The sequence below is a fragment of the Azohydromonas lata NBRC 102462 genome (assembly GCF_001571085.1).
In the GTDB taxonomy this organism is placed as follows: Bacteria; Pseudomonadota; Gammaproteobacteria; order Burkholderiales; family Burkholderiaceae_C; genus Azohydromonas; species Azohydromonas lata.
Genome location: NZ_BCTC01000023.1, coordinates 1 through 15,407, shown reverse-complemented (window position 1 = coordinate 15,407; position 15,407 = coordinate 1). Strand labels below are relative to the sequence as shown.

Annotated in this window: 19 protein-coding genes; 14 read left to right on the top strand and 5 right to left on the bottom strand. The window is 66.9% G+C overall.

What is annotated here, in order from left to right; all coding sequences use genetic code 11:
- Positions 1–7 precede the first annotated feature (7 nt).
- From ALA01S_RS10675 to ALA01S_RS35190, 5 genes are all read left to right on the top strand, one after another.
- On the top strand, positions 8–349 hold the full coding sequence (locus ALA01S_RS10675) for a hypothetical protein (protein ID WP_066335811.1): 342 nt from the start codon (positions 8–10) through the stop codon (positions 347–349).
- Positions 346–573 (top strand): hypothetical protein, encoded by a 228-nt coding sequence (locus tag ALA01S_RS10670; protein ID WP_066335804.1) that lies wholly within the window; start codon positions 346–348, stop codon positions 571–573. Before ALA01S_RS10675 ends, ALA01S_RS10670 begins: the two co-directional genes overlap by 4 nt.
- A 2-nt stretch (positions 574–575) precedes the next feature.
- Positions 576–2,864: a zincin-like metallopeptidase domain-containing protein gene (locus ALA01S_RS10665; protein WP_066335801.1), complete on the top strand. Its 2,289-nt coding sequence runs from the start codon at positions 576–578 to the stop codon at positions 2,862–2,864.
- Between the two features lie 380 nt (positions 2,865–3,244).
- Positions 3,245–4,273, top strand: coding sequence for a hypothetical protein (locus ALA01S_RS10660; protein ID WP_066335794.1), 1,029 nt, complete (start codon positions 3,245–3,247; stop codon positions 4,271–4,273).
- Between the two features lie 144 nt (positions 4,274–4,417).
- Complete coding sequence (locus ALA01S_RS35190; protein WP_259375516.1) at positions 4,418–4,552, top strand: hypothetical protein; 135 nt, start codon at positions 4,418–4,420, stop codon at positions 4,550–4,552.
- 16 nt (positions 4,553–4,568) lie between these two features.
- On the opposite strand, the gene ALA01S_RS10655 is transcribed toward ALA01S_RS35190, so the two are convergent.
- Positions 4,569–4,826: a VF530 family protein gene (locus ALA01S_RS10655; RefSeq protein WP_066335792.1), complete on the bottom strand. Its 258-nt coding sequence runs from the start codon at positions 4,824–4,826 to the stop codon at positions 4,569–4,571.
- Positions 4,827–4,935: 109 nt separating this feature from the next.
- Here ALA01S_RS10655 and ALA01S_RS10650 point away from each other — a divergent pair, with 109 nt between their 5' ends.
- Positions 4,936–5,889 (top strand): hypothetical protein, encoded by a 954-nt coding sequence (locus ALA01S_RS10650; protein ID WP_066335790.1) that lies wholly within the window; start codon positions 4,936–4,938, stop codon positions 5,887–5,889.
- 547 nt (positions 5,890–6,436) lie between these two features.
- On the opposite strand, the gene ALA01S_RS10640 is transcribed toward ALA01S_RS10650, so the two are convergent.
- The 3 genes from ALA01S_RS10640 to ALA01S_RS10630 are packed head-to-tail and all read right to left on the bottom strand — an operon-like array spanning position 6,437 to position 8,804.
- Entirely contained in the window at positions 6,437–7,588 is a 1,152-nt protein-coding gene (locus tag ALA01S_RS10640; protein WP_157118897.1) for a methyltransferase, read from the bottom strand.
- Entirely contained in the window at positions 7,585–8,313 is a 729-nt protein-coding gene (locus ALA01S_RS10635) for a TetR/AcrR family transcriptional regulator (RefSeq protein ID WP_218011448.1), read from the bottom strand. The genes ALA01S_RS10640 and ALA01S_RS10635 overlap by 4 nt, the downstream gene beginning before the upstream one ends.
- 17 nt (positions 8,314–8,330) lie before the next feature.
- Positions 8,331–8,804 (bottom strand): hypothetical protein, encoded by a 474-nt coding sequence (locus ALA01S_RS10630; RefSeq protein WP_066335786.1) that lies wholly within the window; start codon positions 8,802–8,804, stop codon positions 8,331–8,333.
- A 256-nt stretch (positions 8,805–9,060) separates the two neighbouring features.
- Between ALA01S_RS10630 and ALA01S_RS10625 the strand changes: the two genes are divergently transcribed.
- The 8 genes from ALA01S_RS10625 to ALA01S_RS32755 all read left to right on the top strand — a co-directional run bounded on the left by ALA01S_RS10625 (position 9,061) and on the right by ALA01S_RS32755 (position 14,280).
- A complete protein-coding gene (locus ALA01S_RS10625; protein WP_157118896.1) occupies positions 9,061–9,387 on the top strand; it encodes a hypothetical protein in 327 nt (108 codons plus the stop codon).
- Positions 9,388–9,747, top strand: coding sequence for a hypothetical protein (locus ALA01S_RS10620; protein ID WP_066335784.1), 360 nt, complete (start codon positions 9,388–9,390; stop codon positions 9,745–9,747).
- Between the two features lie 210 nt (positions 9,748–9,957).
- Positions 9,958–10,122 carry a hypothetical protein gene (locus ALA01S_RS32765; protein WP_157118895.1) on the top strand — a complete coding sequence of 55 codons (165 nt, stop codon included), beginning with the start codon at positions 9,958–9,960 and terminating at the stop codon, positions 10,120–10,122.
- Between the two features lie 63 nt (positions 10,123–10,185).
- Positions 10,186–10,680 (top strand): hypothetical protein, encoded by a 495-nt coding sequence (locus ALA01S_RS10615; RefSeq protein ID WP_066335782.1) that lies wholly within the window; start codon positions 10,186–10,188, stop codon positions 10,678–10,680.
- Between the two features lie 16 nt (positions 10,681–10,696).
- A complete protein-coding gene (locus ALA01S_RS10610) occupies positions 10,697–11,596 on the top strand; it encodes a YqaJ viral recombinase family nuclease (protein WP_066335780.1) in 900 nt (299 codons plus the stop codon).
- Between the two features lie 66 nt (positions 11,597–11,662).
- A complete protein-coding gene (locus ALA01S_RS10605) occupies positions 11,663–12,907 on the top strand; it encodes a hypothetical protein (RefSeq protein WP_066335779.1) in 1,245 nt (414 codons plus the stop codon).
- Between the two features lie 145 nt (positions 12,908–13,052).
- Positions 13,053–13,475: a hypothetical protein gene (locus tag ALA01S_RS32760; protein WP_157118894.1), complete on the top strand. Its 423-nt coding sequence runs from the start codon at positions 13,053–13,055 to the stop codon at positions 13,473–13,475.
- 466 nt (positions 13,476–13,941) lie between these two features.
- On the top strand, positions 13,942–14,280 hold the full coding sequence (locus tag ALA01S_RS32755; RefSeq protein WP_157118893.1) for a hypothetical protein: 339 nt from the start codon (positions 13,942–13,944) through the stop codon (positions 14,278–14,280).
- A 337-nt stretch (positions 14,281–14,617) separates the two neighbouring features.
- Here ALA01S_RS32755 and ALA01S_RS10590 read toward each other — a convergent pair.
- Positions 14,618–15,407 (bottom strand): tyrosine-type recombinase/integrase (locus ALA01S_RS10590; RefSeq protein WP_157118892.1); only part of this gene is annotated, 790 nt, incomplete at its 5' end.

Here is a 15,407-nt window from a genome sequence, read left to right as displayed (position 1 = left end):
GACCTCGATGGACTACACCGAAGCCACTCAGCTCCTGGGCGCACTGACGCCCGCGCAGCGCAAGACCCTGGAAGAAGCACACGACCGGTATTACTGCTTTGCCCGGGTTTCATCGTTCGATGCGGAAGGCGACCGCCAGGCCGAGGCCGACCGCATCACCTACGCGCATTTGCTGCTGCCCGACCACGGCGGCCTTCCGTGCTTATCCCAAGGGTGCGCAGCCGAGTTCATGGCTGCTGTCACCGGCTTTCCCGTGGCCTGGTGCCGCGCCTGGGACGAGTACAGCTTTTGCGAGCTGCACGGCGTGGATTACGCCGAGCAGGCCGCCATGAATGGAGGTGTTCTGTGACCCACGACGATCCCATGCTGTCGCTGCTCGGTGGCGACGACGACCCAACCGACCTGGTGCACGCCACGCCGGCCGATGTGGCGCGCGACAAGATTGCCGACATGCTTATTCCGGGGCTGTTAGTGACGTTCACTGCGGCCGAGGCGAAGGCGGCCGGGGCGTTTGAGGAAACCGCGCTGTCCGAGGCCGATGCCCTGGCCAGCGCGCTGGACCTGGGGGCTTGACCATGGATCGCCAGTCATACCCAGAAACCGTTGCCGAAGGGGTCATCGACATGCTGCAGGCCGGCATGATGCCGTGGCAGCTCCCGAAGGAAGAGGGCGCACAGGTGCCGTTCAACCCGTTCAACGGGCAACGTTTCAAGGGCGCCAACGCCGTGCATCTGATGGCCCAGGGCCGCGACGATCCGCGCTGGCTCACCTACGACCAGGCGCAGGAAATCGGCAGCCAGGTGCGCAAAGGAGAGAAGGGAACGCACGTCCAGTTCTGGAAGTTCACCGAGCAACGCCCGCTGCTCGATGCCACAGGCCGCCCACAGCGGGACGCCAGCGGCCGCGTGATGCAAGAGACCGTCCAGTTGGACAAGCCCCAGGCCTTCATGGCCGTGGTTTTCAACGCCGAGCAGATGGACGGGCTGCCGGAGCATGCGCCTTCGCCTCGCTTTGACGGCACTGAGCGCGCCCGCAGCCTTATGCATTTCAGCGGCGCTGCGGTCAAGGAACACGCTGCCTACCGGCCCGCCTATCGCGCCAGCGCCGACAAGATCCAGCTACCCACACCCGAGGCCGTAGGCGGCGAGGACCGCTTCTGCACCATGGCCCTGCGCGAACTGGCCCATTGGACAGGGCACGAATCGCGGCTGGACCGCGACATGAGCCATCCGTTCGGCAGCGAGGGCCGCGTGCGAGAAGAACTGCGCGCCGAGCTCGCCACCGTGCTCCTCGCCGACACGCTGGGCTTGCCGCCGCCTCCAAGCAACGACGCCCGGGCTCACGCCTTCGCCGATCTTCTTGCGAGAGATCCCCTTGAGCTGTTCCGCGCGGCGGCCGACGCCGAGCGTATCCACACCTTCCTCATGCAGTACGACAAGCCCCTCGCACAGTCCCAGCAGCAGGAAACCGCCGAGGTGATCGCGCTGCACGCCGCGGAGAACAACCGAATCGACGCCGCGCTGCAGGCGGTGGCCAGCACGCCAGCACCAGCAGCCAAGCCTGCACCGGCCGCCAAGGCTGCGAGGGCGTTTGAGCCATACATACCGTCGGCGAAGGACGTGCGCGCCGAGTTCGCCGACGCGCTGCGCGAGATGGGCTGCATCGTGTCCGGGGACCACCCGATCATGGACGGCAAGCCGCATCGCATCCAGGTTGCCGGTGACAAGAAAGGCGAGAGAGCTGGCTTCTACATTGGGCACGAGGACGGCGAAGTCCCCGCGGGCTACATCAGCAACAACCGCAGTGGTCAGTCAATACGCTGGAAGGCTAAGGGCTACACGATCAACCCGCAGGACCGCGCCCGCCTGGAAGCTGAGGCCAAGGCCAACCAGCAGCGCCGCGAGGCCGAGCAGGCAGCCAAGCACGCCGCCACCGCGCAACGCGTGACCAACCAGGCCGGCAGCCTTCGGCAAATTCCGTACAACCAGCCCACGCCCTACTTGCAGTCCAAGGGCGTCAAGCCGCAGCGCGGTGCGCTTACCGATGCCAGCGGGCAGACCACTTTCTTACCCGCGCAGGACAAGACCGGCCGCATCTGGACGATGCAGTACATCGGCCCGGAGGGCACGAAGCGCTTTGCCAAGGACTCGCGCAAGACCGGCTGCTTCCATGTCCTCGGTGGCATGGACGAGCTCAAGCGCGCGCCCGTGATCGTCGTGGGCGAGGGGTACGCCACGATGGCAACGATCAAGGAAACCGTGGGGCACGCGGTGGTTGCCGCTTTCGACTCGGGCAACCTTGAACCCGTGGCGCGCGCGCTGCGGGAGATGTTCCCAACCAAGCCCATGCTGGTCGTTGGCGACGACGACCGCACAGTGGTGATGACGCAAGGCTTCAACCCGGGCCGCGAGAAAGCCGAGGCTGCGGCGAAGGCTGTGGGCGGCAAAGCGGTTTTCCCGATCTTCGCACCCGACGAGATCACTTACCCGCCCGGTCTGAAGCCAGTCACGCCGGCGACCTACCGCGCGCACGTTGGCGCGGCCGAGTGGCTGGCCAGCGTGAAGCCCGGCACCCACGCCGATGACCGCAACTTGATGGAAGGTGACCTGCTACGACCGGCGCAACTGGATGCGCTCGAACGGATGAAGCAGTTCACCGACTTCAACGACCTTGCGCAGAAAAGCAGGCTCGGGACTGAAGCTGTGCGCCGCCAGATTGCGCCACAGATCAGCCAGTTGATTGCGCTGCACGATCTCAAGCAGGAGCAGGCCGTCGAGCAAGCGCAGCAGCGTACCCAGGAGCAATCAAGGACTGCGGGCCACGGCATGCAGCAGCGTCAACGCCCAGGGATACGAGTCCGGTAAAGCCGAGCAGTTGCCATAGAAGAGCGGCGCTGACTTTCAGCGCCACGATCTAGACCACCCAAGGCTTTTAGCTGAATTCCAGCAGCCCAAGCCGCCATCCATAACGAAAGGACCGGGACCTCAGAAAGACTGACCCCGAAAGAGAAAAGCCCCGGGATTCCAGCCCCGAGGCTTTCTCCGTGATGCGTGATCCCGAGCTGCGAATCCACACACCGCTCTAGCAAGTTGGGAGTGTACGGACAGCGACGGAATCCGCAACACGCGGGCGAACTCGTCCCTGCATTTCCATGCCACTGCATCACGCAGCAAGGGCAGGCGCCAGCGTCCGCGCCAGCCGAAGCGGCACCTGCAGCCGCGCTCTTACCCCCATCGAAGCCGCCGTGTGCCGGCTCGATGACCTGTTCAACGCCCGCTCGATCCCCGGGCTCACGCCTCGCGGATACAAGGTGCTTCGCCACTTGGTGGAAGCGGCCGACCTGCGCCAGCCCGGCGCCGTCCATCCCACACCCAGCCAGACGCTGCAGGGTCTCACCGGCTACAGCGACCGCTCGGTTTCTGGCGCGCATACCGACCTCGTGCGGGCGGGTCTCACCGAGCGCATCGCCGAGATGGAGTGCCGGCGCGACCCGGTGTGGCACACGCGGCTCACGCCACACTGCATGGCGCTTCTGTTCGCCAACCACTCGCAAGAAGTTGCGCCGCCTGTAGATAAAGATCTAAACCCTATCGGGGGCCAAGGGGCTGCGCCCCCGGCGCCTGAGGACACCCCCCCGAACCCAGAACAACCCACGCCTGCCGAGCAGCCGCAGGGCACGGTCCTACATGAGGGCGTCCACGTCCCGGCCGTGCTGGCGCCGCTGGTGCCGCTGCTGGGCGGCCGGCGCATCAGGAAGGCTATGAGCATCGCAAAGGCCGTCCGGGTGCGCGTGGAACACGTCCTGGCGCACCGGCTGGAGCGTCTACGCAGAGCGCGCGACCCGGAAGGTCTGCTGGTCCACCTGATCCGCAGCGGCGAGGACTGGACGCGGCCCGTGGAGCCCCCGAAGGGGACGGGGGGCGACGCCGCCGCGGTTGATGGCCCGCCCGTGGCAGCTCAGGATGCCGCGGCAAAGGCCTTCCTGGCGGCCCATGCCGGCCGATGGCTGGCGCGGCATGACCGCACGGTAGTGGTGGAGATCTGTGCCAGTGCTGCCTTCGACCACCGGCGCGTGGACGGCTCGTGGCTGCGCACCGAGATCCAGCGTCCGGCGATGCCCGCGCTGCTGCAGGCGGTTGACGCGGGCCGCCTGGAGTTTCTGGAAGTGCCGGCCGCTGCAGCCATCCTCGGCGACGGCGAGGCCAAACGGCAGGCGTTCTTGGATCGTCAGCGCAAGCGCCGCTCACGCAGCATAGGTGTCGCCCTGGCTTAAGCGATGGCTACGCCATTGACGTTGACGCGGTGGCCGCCGGCTACCAGCGTGGACCCTTGCAGCTTGACCAAGTGCAGCTCTGGCCGTGGGCGCGGGCACGCCCCCCAGGTAATCACAACGGTACCTGCTCATCCGCCGAATCAGATGGAAGACGACGCGCGGTTGAAAGGGCTGGTGAAGATTCAGAACCTAATGGGCGGTTTTGCGCTGACGCCGACGGACTTGGGACCGGTGCTGACGCCCAAGCGCCGCGGCCGGCTGCGCAAGCCAGCTGTGTGATGGGCGTGCCGGGCGGTCAGCGCCGGGCATCGCGCCGCTGCTCGCGCAGCATGAACAGGTAGAGGCTCTCGACCTTCTCCCTGGCCCAGGGCGTCTTGCGCAGGAACTTCAGGCTCGACGCCACGCTGGGCTGGCTGCTGAAGCAGCGTACCGGCACACGTTCGGCCAAGCCGACCCAGCCGTAGTGGCCGGCCAGAGCCGTGACGATCATCTCCAGTGTGATGCCGTGCAAGGGGTTGCGCGGCTGGGCCGGCGAGGGGGTGCTGTTATCCATCCCGCATTTTCTCAGCCGCCTTGCTGGGCCTCTCCGTCAGCTTGGCTGCGCGGCTCGTGGTGCTGCCGGTGCGAGAAGATGGCGCCATTACGGGACAGGGGAGGGGGCCGTGGACTGGTTCGAGCGCATCACGGGCTTTGAGGAAACGGACTACGCCAGCACGCAGCAGCGGCTGCAGATCGATGGACAGAGCTTGGTGAATGTCGCTACGGGGCGGCGTTTCGCGATGGGGCGGCTGGAGGTCGTGTCGCTGACTGAGTTGCGGGCACGCGCCGGCGTGCAGCCGCACGGGCCGGCTCTGCGGCTGGGCGGGCTGCGCGGTGACATCCGAGCGCTGCACCTGGAGACCCAGCAACAGGCCGCCCTGATCCAGGTCGCCTCGCAGTTCAACCTGCTGGAAATGGTGCACCCCCGCGTGAGTCCGGAACACGGGGTGAGCTGCTACGCCTGCGACCACACCCAGGGACCGGCCTGCGCGATGGCCGCGGGCGCCGGCACCATCTATCGCAACTACCTGGTGCCGCTACAGGGCGCTCGTGGTCAGACCGCCGAGCGCCAGATCGACACGCTGGCCGAGTTGGCCGTGGCTTTGGGCCATGAGCAAGAACCCATCTGGGATTGGATGAACGGCTACGCGCTTTGCCATCCCGAGGGCCTGGCGCGGGTGAGCCGGCAACTGGCGGCAGCTCCCGAGGCCGAACTCGACCATCTGCGCGGGCTCCTGCGCATCGGGCTTCATTGGGACGTCGAAGTCACCGACGCGGCACAAGGCCCGGGGCCGCTGGTGACGCAGGCCCATTGCTCGGCGCTGCCCGTGGCCTATGGCCGGCCACCGCGTCGGGCCTGGGAACCGCTGGCGCGGCTGGTGCTGGAGGCCGCCTACGAGGCCACGCTGCTGGCCGGCGTGCTCAACGCCCGCCGCAGCGCGTCGCGTCGCGTGCTGCTCACGCGGCTGGGCGGGGGCGCGTTCGGCAACGAGCCGGCGTGGATTGACGATGCCATCCATCGCGCGCTGGGCTGCGTAGCTGGCCAGGACTTGATGGTCGTGGCGGTGAGCCGCTGAGGTTGGCGCGTCGGGACCGCGGGCAGGGCAGGGGGGCGACATCACGCTGCCGCACAGGCTGCATGCAAGTGCTTGTGGGGCTGCGGAAAGTCGTCATCGCGCCGCTGACGCCCCAAATCGACATCAAAAAATGCGCCTTCGATTACTGCCGTTATCCGTAGCTGAAAAAATTGCCGGGCGGAGCCCTGAGGCCCGCACCCATCGCGTGCCGTACCTGGGAGCAGGCCCGGGGGCAGGGCTGGCTGCACGCCGTCCACCCGGACGACCAACAACCTACCCTCGACGCTTGGGCGCTGGCCGAGCAGCGCAGCGCAGCGACCGCTACCACGCCAGATGCCGGCTCTGGCATGCCCGCTCGCGCAAGCACCGGCACTGCGTCGTGCCGGCCACGGCCATCCGGGACGCCGAGGGCCACGTCGTCGAGTGGGTGGGCGTCGTCACCGACGTCCATGACCGGCCGCTGAGCCTGCTGGAGCTGCACCGGCTCAACGACGCGCTCAAGCACCAGCTGCGAGACGCACCACGAGGGGCTGGAGCGCTTCTTCAATCAGTTGGGACGGGAGCCTGATGCGCTTTTGCAAAGGACGATGAGCTCGCCGATTGACGGCATCCGAACGATCTCCTTGATTCCGAAGCCGGCCGCTGCGGCCAACGCGGCCCACTCAGCGCGAGTGCGCTCGCGCCCCGACGTGCCGACGAACATCTGCATGTCAATCGACGCCGCGGCCGCGTCGACGCCATGGTCCGGCAGCACGAGCTCCATCACGACGACCACAGCGCCGCTGTCCCCCACTGCATCGCGTACGCGGCGCAGCAGGCAAGTCGCTGCGGTCTCGTCGAGCCCGTGCAGCACGGCTGACAGCAGGAAGACGTCGCGCGGACCGGATGCCAAGGGCAACGTGTCGTGCAGCAGGTCGCCCTCGACGAAGGCGACGCGCGCCGCGGCTACCCGGCGTGGCGGCTCCTGCCACCAGGCCCGAGCCTGTTCGACGACGGCAGGACGGTCAACGATCGTGGCGTGAAGCCGGGGATGAGCCTGCAGGATCGCGGCCGCCTTTGCTCCCTTGCCCCCACCTAAGTCGATGACCCGGTCGAAGCGGTCCCAGGCCAGCGCCGTCACGAAGGCGTCGCCAGCGAGCGCGCCAACTTCGTCCATCGCTCGTGCGAAGAGCCGGTCAAACGCCGGGTGTCCATCCAGATAGTCGTACAGCGGGCACCCGTGCACGCGCTCGAACGGCACGCCCCCGCAGCGCACGGCGTCTTCCAGCGCCTCGGTCCAGGCGCGCGTCATCTCGGGCGCGTTGTGCATCAGCACCAACTGGCGAACGCTGTCGCGTCGATCGCTGCGCAACGCGGCCGACACCGCGTTGTTGGCCACGCGTGCGTCGCAATCCATCTCGAACACTCCAACGGCGACGAGGAAGCGCAACAGCCGAGCGCAGGCGTCGGGATCGATTCCGGCACGCGCGGCCAGCTCCGCGGGTGCCAGTCGCGCGTCGCCCAACGTCGTTGCCAGGTCTAGCCGTGCGGCGACGTAAAGCGCGCGGGAGTGCCAGAACGCCGAGCCAAGCTGCAGCAGCCGCACGGGTGGCGGCAGCGCCGAGTCCAGCGCCTTGCGCAGTCCGCCGAAGAGGCGGGACACGCCATGGAAGGCGCGGGCTTGCAGTCCGCGGCGTTGCAATGATGCCGCGGTCGTCATGCAGCGCTCCGGTTGGTGGCGTCGGCCAGCGCAGTGGCCAAGCCGGCTGCAATCATTGCGCCATTGAAGCCGGCTAGGTGCTCGAGAAACGCTGCGTCCATCGGCCGCTCCATCTGCTCCTCGAAAACATCCTTCAGCAGCAGCGGCGTCATCGCCAGGCTTACGAACGCCATGCGCAGCACATCGGGGTCCACGTCTGCGCCGGCTTGGCCGCTGGCCTTCAAGTCCTGCACTCGCCGCGCGCCCCGGGTGCGGCCACGTTCGAGCAGTTGCTGGACGAAGCGCCGGCCCGGACCGCTGCGCAGTGCCAGCACCTTGAGGATCAACTTCGGGAACTCAGGCGCCGCCAGCATCGTGCGGTAGTACAGCCGCAGGTACTCGGCGAAGCCGGCTGGTGTCGCGAGCAGATCGCCGTCGAGAACCTCCAGCAGCGGCTGCAGCGTCTCGCGGATCATTTCCTCGTAGAGCCCTTCCTTGGAGCCGAAGTAGTACCGGATCATCGAAATGTTGGCACCGGCAAGCTCGGCAATGCGTCGGGTGCTGACGACGTGGTAGTCGTCCGCTATGAAGCAGGTCTTCGCGGCTTCCAGCAATCGCTGACGCACGCTGTCGGTGGCAAGTTTTGTGGGAGACATAGCGGTCATCATCGGCGGCCAGCGCCCGCCGAGTCGAGAACTGCCGTCAATCAAAACCGGGCCTGCGTTTGACGCCTCGGCGCGCGTCAACGTACCTGTCGCCTGACCTATGCAGCCAGCGGCTGTTTATCCGGGGTGCGTAAGCCGCGGTCGGTGACGAGCTGCATCTCCAGCGGCACGCCGATGAGCGTGCGCGGGTCGAGCTGCGCATCCGTGCTCAGGCAAGTCAGGCGCAGCGTGGCGCCCTCGCAGACGGCTTCGCTCACGTGCAGCCGCTGCGGCAGCAGCACGTCCGCGGCACGATGGGCCAGCTTCGGAGGCAGTTGCGGACGCCGCACCGGCGCGGCCATCGTCAAGCACAGGGTGCGAAATTGCACGGCCGCAGGCGGCCCAACAGGGTCCAGCAGTGCTGACGCATGCTCGATAACTTTGGGCCGCCGGGCGAAGCCGGCCAGTTCGTGTGTCCAATCCTTTTTCACCGCCGCAATGGGAAGGCCGTCCCAACGATCCATGAAGGCGCTGCCATAGCGCAGCGTCAGCCTGGCGAACAGGCCTTCGATGAAATCGCCGCGAAGCGACATAGGGCATCTATAGCGGTTCCGCGAGATTATAAATATCTATAAAACTGCCATTGCTTTCAGCATGGCTATAACAAAATTTATTCATACGAACCTCATGAATATTAACTTGACGATGTTTGTTCTTTGATTTTGAAGAATTATTTTAAGCACCAAGCAATAACAAACGGACACAATTAATTTAGGCAAAAGGCTTATATATTAAGCACACGGCTTATAATTAAGCCATGCACCAGGGCAGGTGCAGTAGGAGATAGCAGTGAATTCCCTCCCTCTGAATACTTACCGCTTCACCAGCACCTTTTCCGGTATTCCGGTTCGCATTCAATATGTGATCGAAGTCAGCGAAGATCAAGCCGGCGCTGACGTGGAAGTGATTCCCGAGGTTTGCTTCCTCGATTGCAGCGACGTTGAAATTGATCTGTGCGAGGACGCCGGCCTGTTCCATCCGCAGCAGTTGGCGACGTGGCTGGCAGAAGCCCAAGCCGACTACCAAAACCTCGGCACCGCCGATTACGACGATCCTGAGGCCATTTACTACTCGACGGCCACGCTGGACTACATGGCGGCCCGCACGGGGTTCTAAATGGAAGGGCTGTGCATCAAGCGCAGCCCGTGGCCCCCGGCGCGGGGCCATGCGGCGGCCATCAGTCAAACGCCTTCTGATCGCCTGTATTTCGGGTTTGAACCCGGCCCGTACTACCTGGGAGCCAGCGGGCGAACCTTGCATCACGACAACCAGCCGAGCCCTGGCGGTCTGGTCGCTGTGGTGCCGGTTCTCGCGACGGCGCATTTGCTCAAGGCTGCACCTGACTTGTTCGCCATTGCTCAAGCCGTGACGGCGCTGCCTGCCGCCTCCGACGCCCAAGCCCTGGCGGCGCGGATCGCGGTGCTGGTGGAAGCCGCGCAGGTGGCGATGGCGCGTGCCCTTGGAGCGATGCAATGAGCAGCGCCCTCCATCAGTCGGCAATCCATCTGTTGACTGCACACCTACCTGTGAACCCCGTGCAGCGCATTCGCATCTTGGTCCTGGTTGGGCACCACGAGGCCGAGTGCATTGCCGAGGAACTGAGCAACCCAGATTGCCCGCCGTGCCGGTTCGGACACCGCTGCCAGTCGGGCGAGGGCTGCCCTATATGCGATCTGGAGGGGCGCCATGGCTGACCTGTACGCCACAGATGCGACCCTTGCAGAGCAGGCCGTGGCTGATGCCTTCGCGCACGCGCGCAACGACCGCGCCGGCTCCCTTGCATGGGAAGTCGCTGGCTGTATCGCCGGGCTGTTGCTGGCGCTGCTGTCCGCGCCGGCCTTCTGGCTCTGAGTTCCATGGGCCTTGGCCGGCGGCCCTTCATGCCGGCTCTCTCCCGTCCCTTGGAGTTGCACCATGTCCAACGCTCTCGGACCTGTCACCGGTAACCGCCTCGCCGGCGCCAACAAGGCCGTGCCCAAGCCGCACCTGTGCGAGCGGCTGGCGCAGCAGTCCAGCCGCACCACGCCGCACGGCACTCTCACCACGGACGCCCAAGGGCGGAAGTCGTTTGCGCCGAACTACTTGGTGAGTGCGTTGGAACGAAGCCAGGCAAAGCCGCATTCCATGGCGCACATGGCGTTCCAACCTGGTCAACGCGTACGCATATACGCCACGGTGGCTGAACTGCTCGGGCAGGAGGTTTTCCCGTTTGATTCCGAGGACGCCAAGGCGCTTTCGGGCTGCGAAGGGGTAGTGATCGCGGACAGGGAATGCGCCGCGCTGGGGCTGGTGCTGCTGCTCCTGGCCAGCGGGCCGTGGGCGTTCATGCCCGCGTACTTGCAGCACTTGCCGGCGGCCGAGGGCGACGACGAACTCGCCGCCATGGCGGACCACACCTGCCCGTTCTGAAGCGGAGGGCCGCGCCATGCTCACCGATGCCCAAAAGGCTTTACGCCGTACTGGCGTGGGCGCTTCCGAGTGCGCTGCGGCCCTGGGCCTGAGTCCGTACCAGACCCGGTTTGATCTCTACCAGGTCAAGCGCGGCGAAGCCCCGGAAGCCTTGGACAACTTGGCGATGCGCTTTGGCTTGGCCGCCGAGCCGTTCATCCTTTCCGAGTTCCAGCGCGCACACCCGGACGATCTGCTGGTGGTTGCGCCGGACACCATGCGGCGCGGGCGCATGTTCGCGCACCTTGACGCCTGGGTGCCGGGCAGCTTCAACGTGCAGGCCAAGACCGCGCGCACGCGCCAAGGTTGGGGCGAGTCCGGCTCGCCCGACATACCGCAGCACTACCTGCTGCAAGTGCAGCACGAGATGCTGTTGGCCGACGTCGATGTGTCGTTCGTGCCGGTGCTGTTTGGTGGTGCGGACTACGACGAATTCGTGATCGAGGCCGACCGCGAGTTGCAGGAGTTGATCGAGGACGGCATCGCCGAGTTCTGGCGGCTGGTGGAGCGTGGCGAGCCGCCTGAGCCGGTCAGCCTGGACGACATGCTTGCGCGCTTCGGCGGCACCTGTCGCGCCGGACAGGCCAGGGCCGACACCGATGTGCTGCGCGCGGTGCACGAGTTGCGCGCCATCCGCGCGCAGCGCGAGCAGCTGGACGCGGCCGAGGCGGCGCTGAAAGCGCGGCTCATGGGCGCGCTGCGCGAGGCCGACACGCTGGTGGACGCCACCGGCCACACCCTCGCCACATGGAAAGCGACCAAGCCCGCACGGCGCTTTGACGCCGCCGCTCTCGAGGCTGCGCACCCGGAGCTTTATCGGGAGTTCCTGCGCACCGGCGAGCCCGGCCGGCAGTTCCGGCTCAAGGACGACAAGTGAGCTTTTTTGGGAATCGGCAGCGCGTACAGCGCGGGCCATCCCTGTGTCCCTTCACTGGAGAAATTCATGAGCGACGTTGAAGTGGTTCAGAACCCGTTTGATGCCGTGCCCGGCGCATCGCGGGGCGTGGCCGAGAGCGCCGGCGCACGTGCTGTGCAGGCCCGCGAAAGCGCCGAGGTCATGGCGCTGGCAATGATGGCCAAGCGTTTCCCGCGCAACGTGATCCAGGCCTGCGACAAGATCCGCAATGCCTTCACGCGGCAGACCCTGGCCGAGAAAGCGCAGTACCAGTACAGCCGCGGCGGCTCGGACGTGGTGGGGCCGAGCATCCGGGCGGCCGAGGCCATGGCGCAGCAGTGGGGCAACATTTCCAGCGGCTGGCGCGAGATCAGCCGCTATGTCGGGCCGGACGGCGTGGGCGTGTCCGAGGTCGAAGCCTTCTGCGTGGACTATGAGACAACCAACCGCGAGGTGATCCAGTTCTTCGTGCGCCACTGGCGCGAGACGAAGGAGGGCGGCTACCGGCTCAAGGGCGAGCGCGACATCTACGAGCTTTGCGCCAACCAGGCCGCGCGGCGCAAGCGCGCGTGCATCCTGGCGCAGATACCGGGTGACGTGACGGAAATGGCTATGGAGCAGGCCAGCGCCACGCTGCGCGCCAAGGCCGACACCAGCCCTGAGGGCATCAAGCGGCTGCTCGACACTTTCGCCGGCGAATTCGGCGTGACCAAGGAACAGATCGAGCGCCGCATCCAACGCCGCATAGAGGCGATCCAGCCGGCGCAGGTGGTGGGGCTGAAGCGGGTCTATGTCAGCTTGCGCGACGAAATGAGCACGGTGGCCGATTGGTTCGAGCCCGCCGAGGTGCCACCGGCGGCCAACGACGCGCAAGGGGCGGGCAGTGGTGCTGGCGCTGCTGCCCCGGCTGCGAGCGCCACCGACCGGGCCAAGGCCGCCCTGCGCGAGCGCGCGAAGCCGCCAGCCGCACCCACTCCGGTCCCGGCTGTCGATGGTCAGGACGCCGCGGCTGCCACGCCGGCACCTGCACCGGCGCGGCCGATGGCGCCGCCGCAGGCTCGGCGCGCCTTCGACGCTGACGCCTTCGCGCAGCAGATGCAGCACGCGGCCGATCGGGGCGATGGTGAGACGCTCGACGCCCTGGGCGAGCAGTTGCGCGACGTGCTCGACGAGGACCTGCGCGCCACGCTCACCGACATGCATGTGCGGCTGCGCGCGGGTCTGGACCAGCCCCAGAGCCAGCAACTCGGCACAGCGTCGGCACCGCAACCGCGTCGGCGCACCGCGCCCTGATACCAAAGCTGCCGCAGTCAATCAGGTTTTCAGGGCGACACCAGCGGCGGTGGGGCACTTCTCCACCCTCCCTCCGACTTCCCACCCCACGCAGCGCGCGCTGCCGCCCCTTCTTTTTCCGCTTCTCGTGCCAAGGAGAGTGCCCATGTCCGCCGTTCCTTCTGCCGAGCCCTCTCGCGTGGCCGATCACGGCCGCACCGGCTCCTCCGCCATGCTGCTGGTGACCACGCCATGCCGGCGGCGTCCTGCAGCCGGTTGCTCAAGAGCGTCGGCGCGGGCTGCGATCCGCCGCATCCAGGCGCTCATGCGAGAGCACGGCATCACGCCCGGCGAGCTCGGCGTGGCCTACGCGCTGTCGCGGGTTCACGCCCTCATGGAGCGCCACGGCATCACCATCGAGGAGCTGCGCGGCGACGCGCCGGCGGAACAACGGCCGCCGCGGCGCGGGGTGCGGATCATGCACTGTCCGAGTGTTGGCCACGAACCGCGCTATCAACTGCCGCCCCGGGCGCACCTGGTGGGACCGTTCACGGCGGAGTGGAGCCGCCTGCGCGGAGGCAGGCGGTGAAGAGCAAACGCAGGCGCCATGCCTACGCCGGGCGAGTTCGTGCGCGACGCCAGGAGCAACGCCAGCCTGGGCTGGCTGGTTCGCCCCTCGATGGCGGCCGCGGCGTGTGCCGCGGCGACGACGAGGCCCAGGTCTGGCGCAAAAGCTGCCGTGACGCACGCGCAAGCAGCAGGCAGCAATCCGCGAGGCGTGGCGGGCTTGGCCGGGCCCGGCCACGGTGCTGTGTTTCCGCTACCTGGTCGATCTGCATACCGGCGCGTTGGACCAGCGCCGCCAGAACGGGAGCCCGACGATGAAGGACGGGCAGCAGCGGGCCGTGTCCATGCTGGGCCCTCAGCGCGGAGTCATTGAGTAGCGCACACGCCAACGCGCAAGGGCTGGGCCGCCTCGTCTCCCACGATCGGAAGAGGAGACCACTTCGAACAAGCGCCTAACATCGGCGGCCCAACATCCGAGAGAACACACCATGACCGTGAGCAGCGAGGAGGCTGCGCCGCCTGAGCGCCCCAAGCGCGGCAGACCAAAGAAGCCCCCCGAAGCACCGTTCTATCCGGAGCTTCCGCAGCCCACGGGAGAGCAGGTGCGCGATCTGCGACTGCGCATGGGCTGGACACTGATTTACACCGCCGGCATCCTTGGCCTCGCCGACGCCCAGGCTGTCAGTGACATCGAGCGCAGTTCGGACCGTAGGGGTTCACCGCGCGTGCTCAGTCCTTGGCGCTGGACATTGATGCTGCTGGCCGCTGGGGAGCACCCCACGATGTTCCTGGTGGAACGCAGATCAAGCGTGGAGTCGTCGGACTGAACAACGGGTTTGCAACCGAGGTTCACTGCCGTGCAGTAGCGCGCCACCACCACGACGGCACAGGCGCAAGACAGCCTACAAAGTTGATGCCTGGAATAGCCACTACATCCCGGCTCTGCCTTGGATGAGCGCAACCTCGCCACCAGAAACCGCCGGCATCCCTGTACCGCGCCGGGTGACGTGGCAGCGTTCCGAGCACTGCTAGGGGTGGACGGACTCCTTGTGCAAAAAGGTGCGCTTTGGGTCTGAAACCCGTTGCGGGACAAGAACTTACAAAAATTTGAATTACGGCAAAGCCAGTTTCGGCGTGCAAATCGGTGCGTTTTGAGTGGGAATATCAGCGCTGACGGCGGCCAGAAAACGCCGCGCCGATCTGCCTGGCGCGGCGCTCGTCGTCAGCGTGCAGGTACAGCGACGTGGTGGACACCGACGCGTGGCGCAGGTTGTCGCGCACCGTGGTCAGATCCGCGCCGGCCTCAAGAGCATGCGAGGCGTGGCTGTGTCGAAGCCAGTGCGGGGAGGCCCGGTTCAGCTTCTCGGCCAGCGCCGGATTGACGTCGGCGAGCACCGCGGCCGCGGTCGAGAAGAAGCGCTTCATCGCCGCCCACAGCCGCCTGGCCGTGATGCCGGCCTCGCCGTTGAGGCTGCCCAGCAGCGGCGTGCGCGGGTCCCACTTCGCCGGGCTCACCGGCAGTCGGCGTTGCACCAGGTAAGTCTCCAGCGCGCCGCGCGCGATGAGGGGCAGCACCACCTTGCCGGCCTTGCTGCCCTTGCCGACCACGTGCAGCCAGGCATCGCCGCCGGCGTCGGTTTCAATGTTGCCCAACGTCGCCCCGACCAGCTCGCTGGCGCGCAGCCCGGTGCCGAAGCCGAAGTCCAGCACGAAACGCATGCGCTGCGCCGCGCGCGGCTCCCACCCGTACGCCCATTCGAGCGCATCGGCGACGGTGCGCACCAGGCCCCACTCGGCGCCGGAGAGCCCTCGCGTCGTGTCCATCCCGGCTGCTCGCATGCCGCGCACCCGGATGCCGGCGAAAGGGTTGGCCAGCACGTAGCGCTTGTCGATGAGCCAGCGGAACATCGCGCTCAGCACCGACAGGGCGTAGGCCGTGGAGCGCGGCGAGAGG

What these genes read in the sequence shown, in the direction of transcription:
- ALA01S_RS32765 (WP_157118895.1), top strand. Translation starts at nt 9,958, where the DNA reads ATGGCTGACCTGTACGCCACAGATGCGACCCTTGCAGAGCAGGCCGTG.
- ALA01S_RS32760 (WP_157118894.1), top strand. Translation starts at nt 13,053, where the DNA reads ATGTCCGCCGTTCCTTCTGCCGAGCCCTCTCGCGTGGCCGATCACGGC.
- ALA01S_RS10605 (WP_066335779.1), top strand. Translation starts at nt 11,663, where the DNA reads ATGAGCGACGTTGAAGTGGTTCAGAACCCGTTTGATGCCGTGCCCGGC.
- ALA01S_RS10640 (WP_157118897.1), bottom strand. Translation starts at nt 7,588, where the DNA reads ATGACGACCGCGGCATCATTGCAACGCCGCGGACTGCAAGCCCGCGCC.
- ALA01S_RS10615 (WP_066335782.1), top strand. Translation starts at nt 10,186, where the DNA reads ATGTCCAACGCTCTCGGACCTGTCACCGGTAACCGCCTCGCCGGCGCC.
- ALA01S_RS35190 (WP_259375516.1), top strand. Translation starts at nt 4,418, where the DNA reads ATGGAAGACGACGCGCGGTTGAAAGGGCTGGTGAAGATTCAGAACCTA.
- ALA01S_RS10610 (WP_066335780.1), top strand. Translation starts at nt 10,697, where the DNA reads ATGCTCACCGATGCCCAAAAGGCTTTACGCCGTACTGGCGTGGGCGCT.
- ALA01S_RS10620 (WP_066335784.1), top strand. Translation starts at nt 9,388, where the DNA reads ATGGAAGGGCTGTGCATCAAGCGCAGCCCGTGGCCCCCGGCGCGGGGC.
- ALA01S_RS10655 (WP_066335792.1), bottom strand. Translation starts at nt 4,826, where the DNA reads ATGGATAACAGCACCCCCTCGCCGGCCCAGCCGCGCAACCCCTTGCAC.
- ALA01S_RS10675 (WP_066335811.1), top strand. Translation starts at nt 8, where the DNA reads ATGGACTACACCGAAGCCACTCAGCTCCTGGGCGCACTGACGCCCGCG.
- ALA01S_RS10630 (WP_066335786.1), bottom strand. Translation starts at nt 8,804, where the DNA reads ATGTCGCTTCGCGGCGATTTCATCGAAGGCCTGTTCGCCAGGCTGACG.
- ALA01S_RS10665 (WP_066335801.1), top strand. Translation starts at nt 576, where the DNA reads ATGGATCGCCAGTCATACCCAGAAACCGTTGCCGAAGGGGTCATCGAC.
- ALA01S_RS32755 (WP_157118893.1), top strand. Translation starts at nt 13,942, where the DNA reads ATGACCGTGAGCAGCGAGGAGGCTGCGCCGCCTGAGCGCCCCAAGCGC.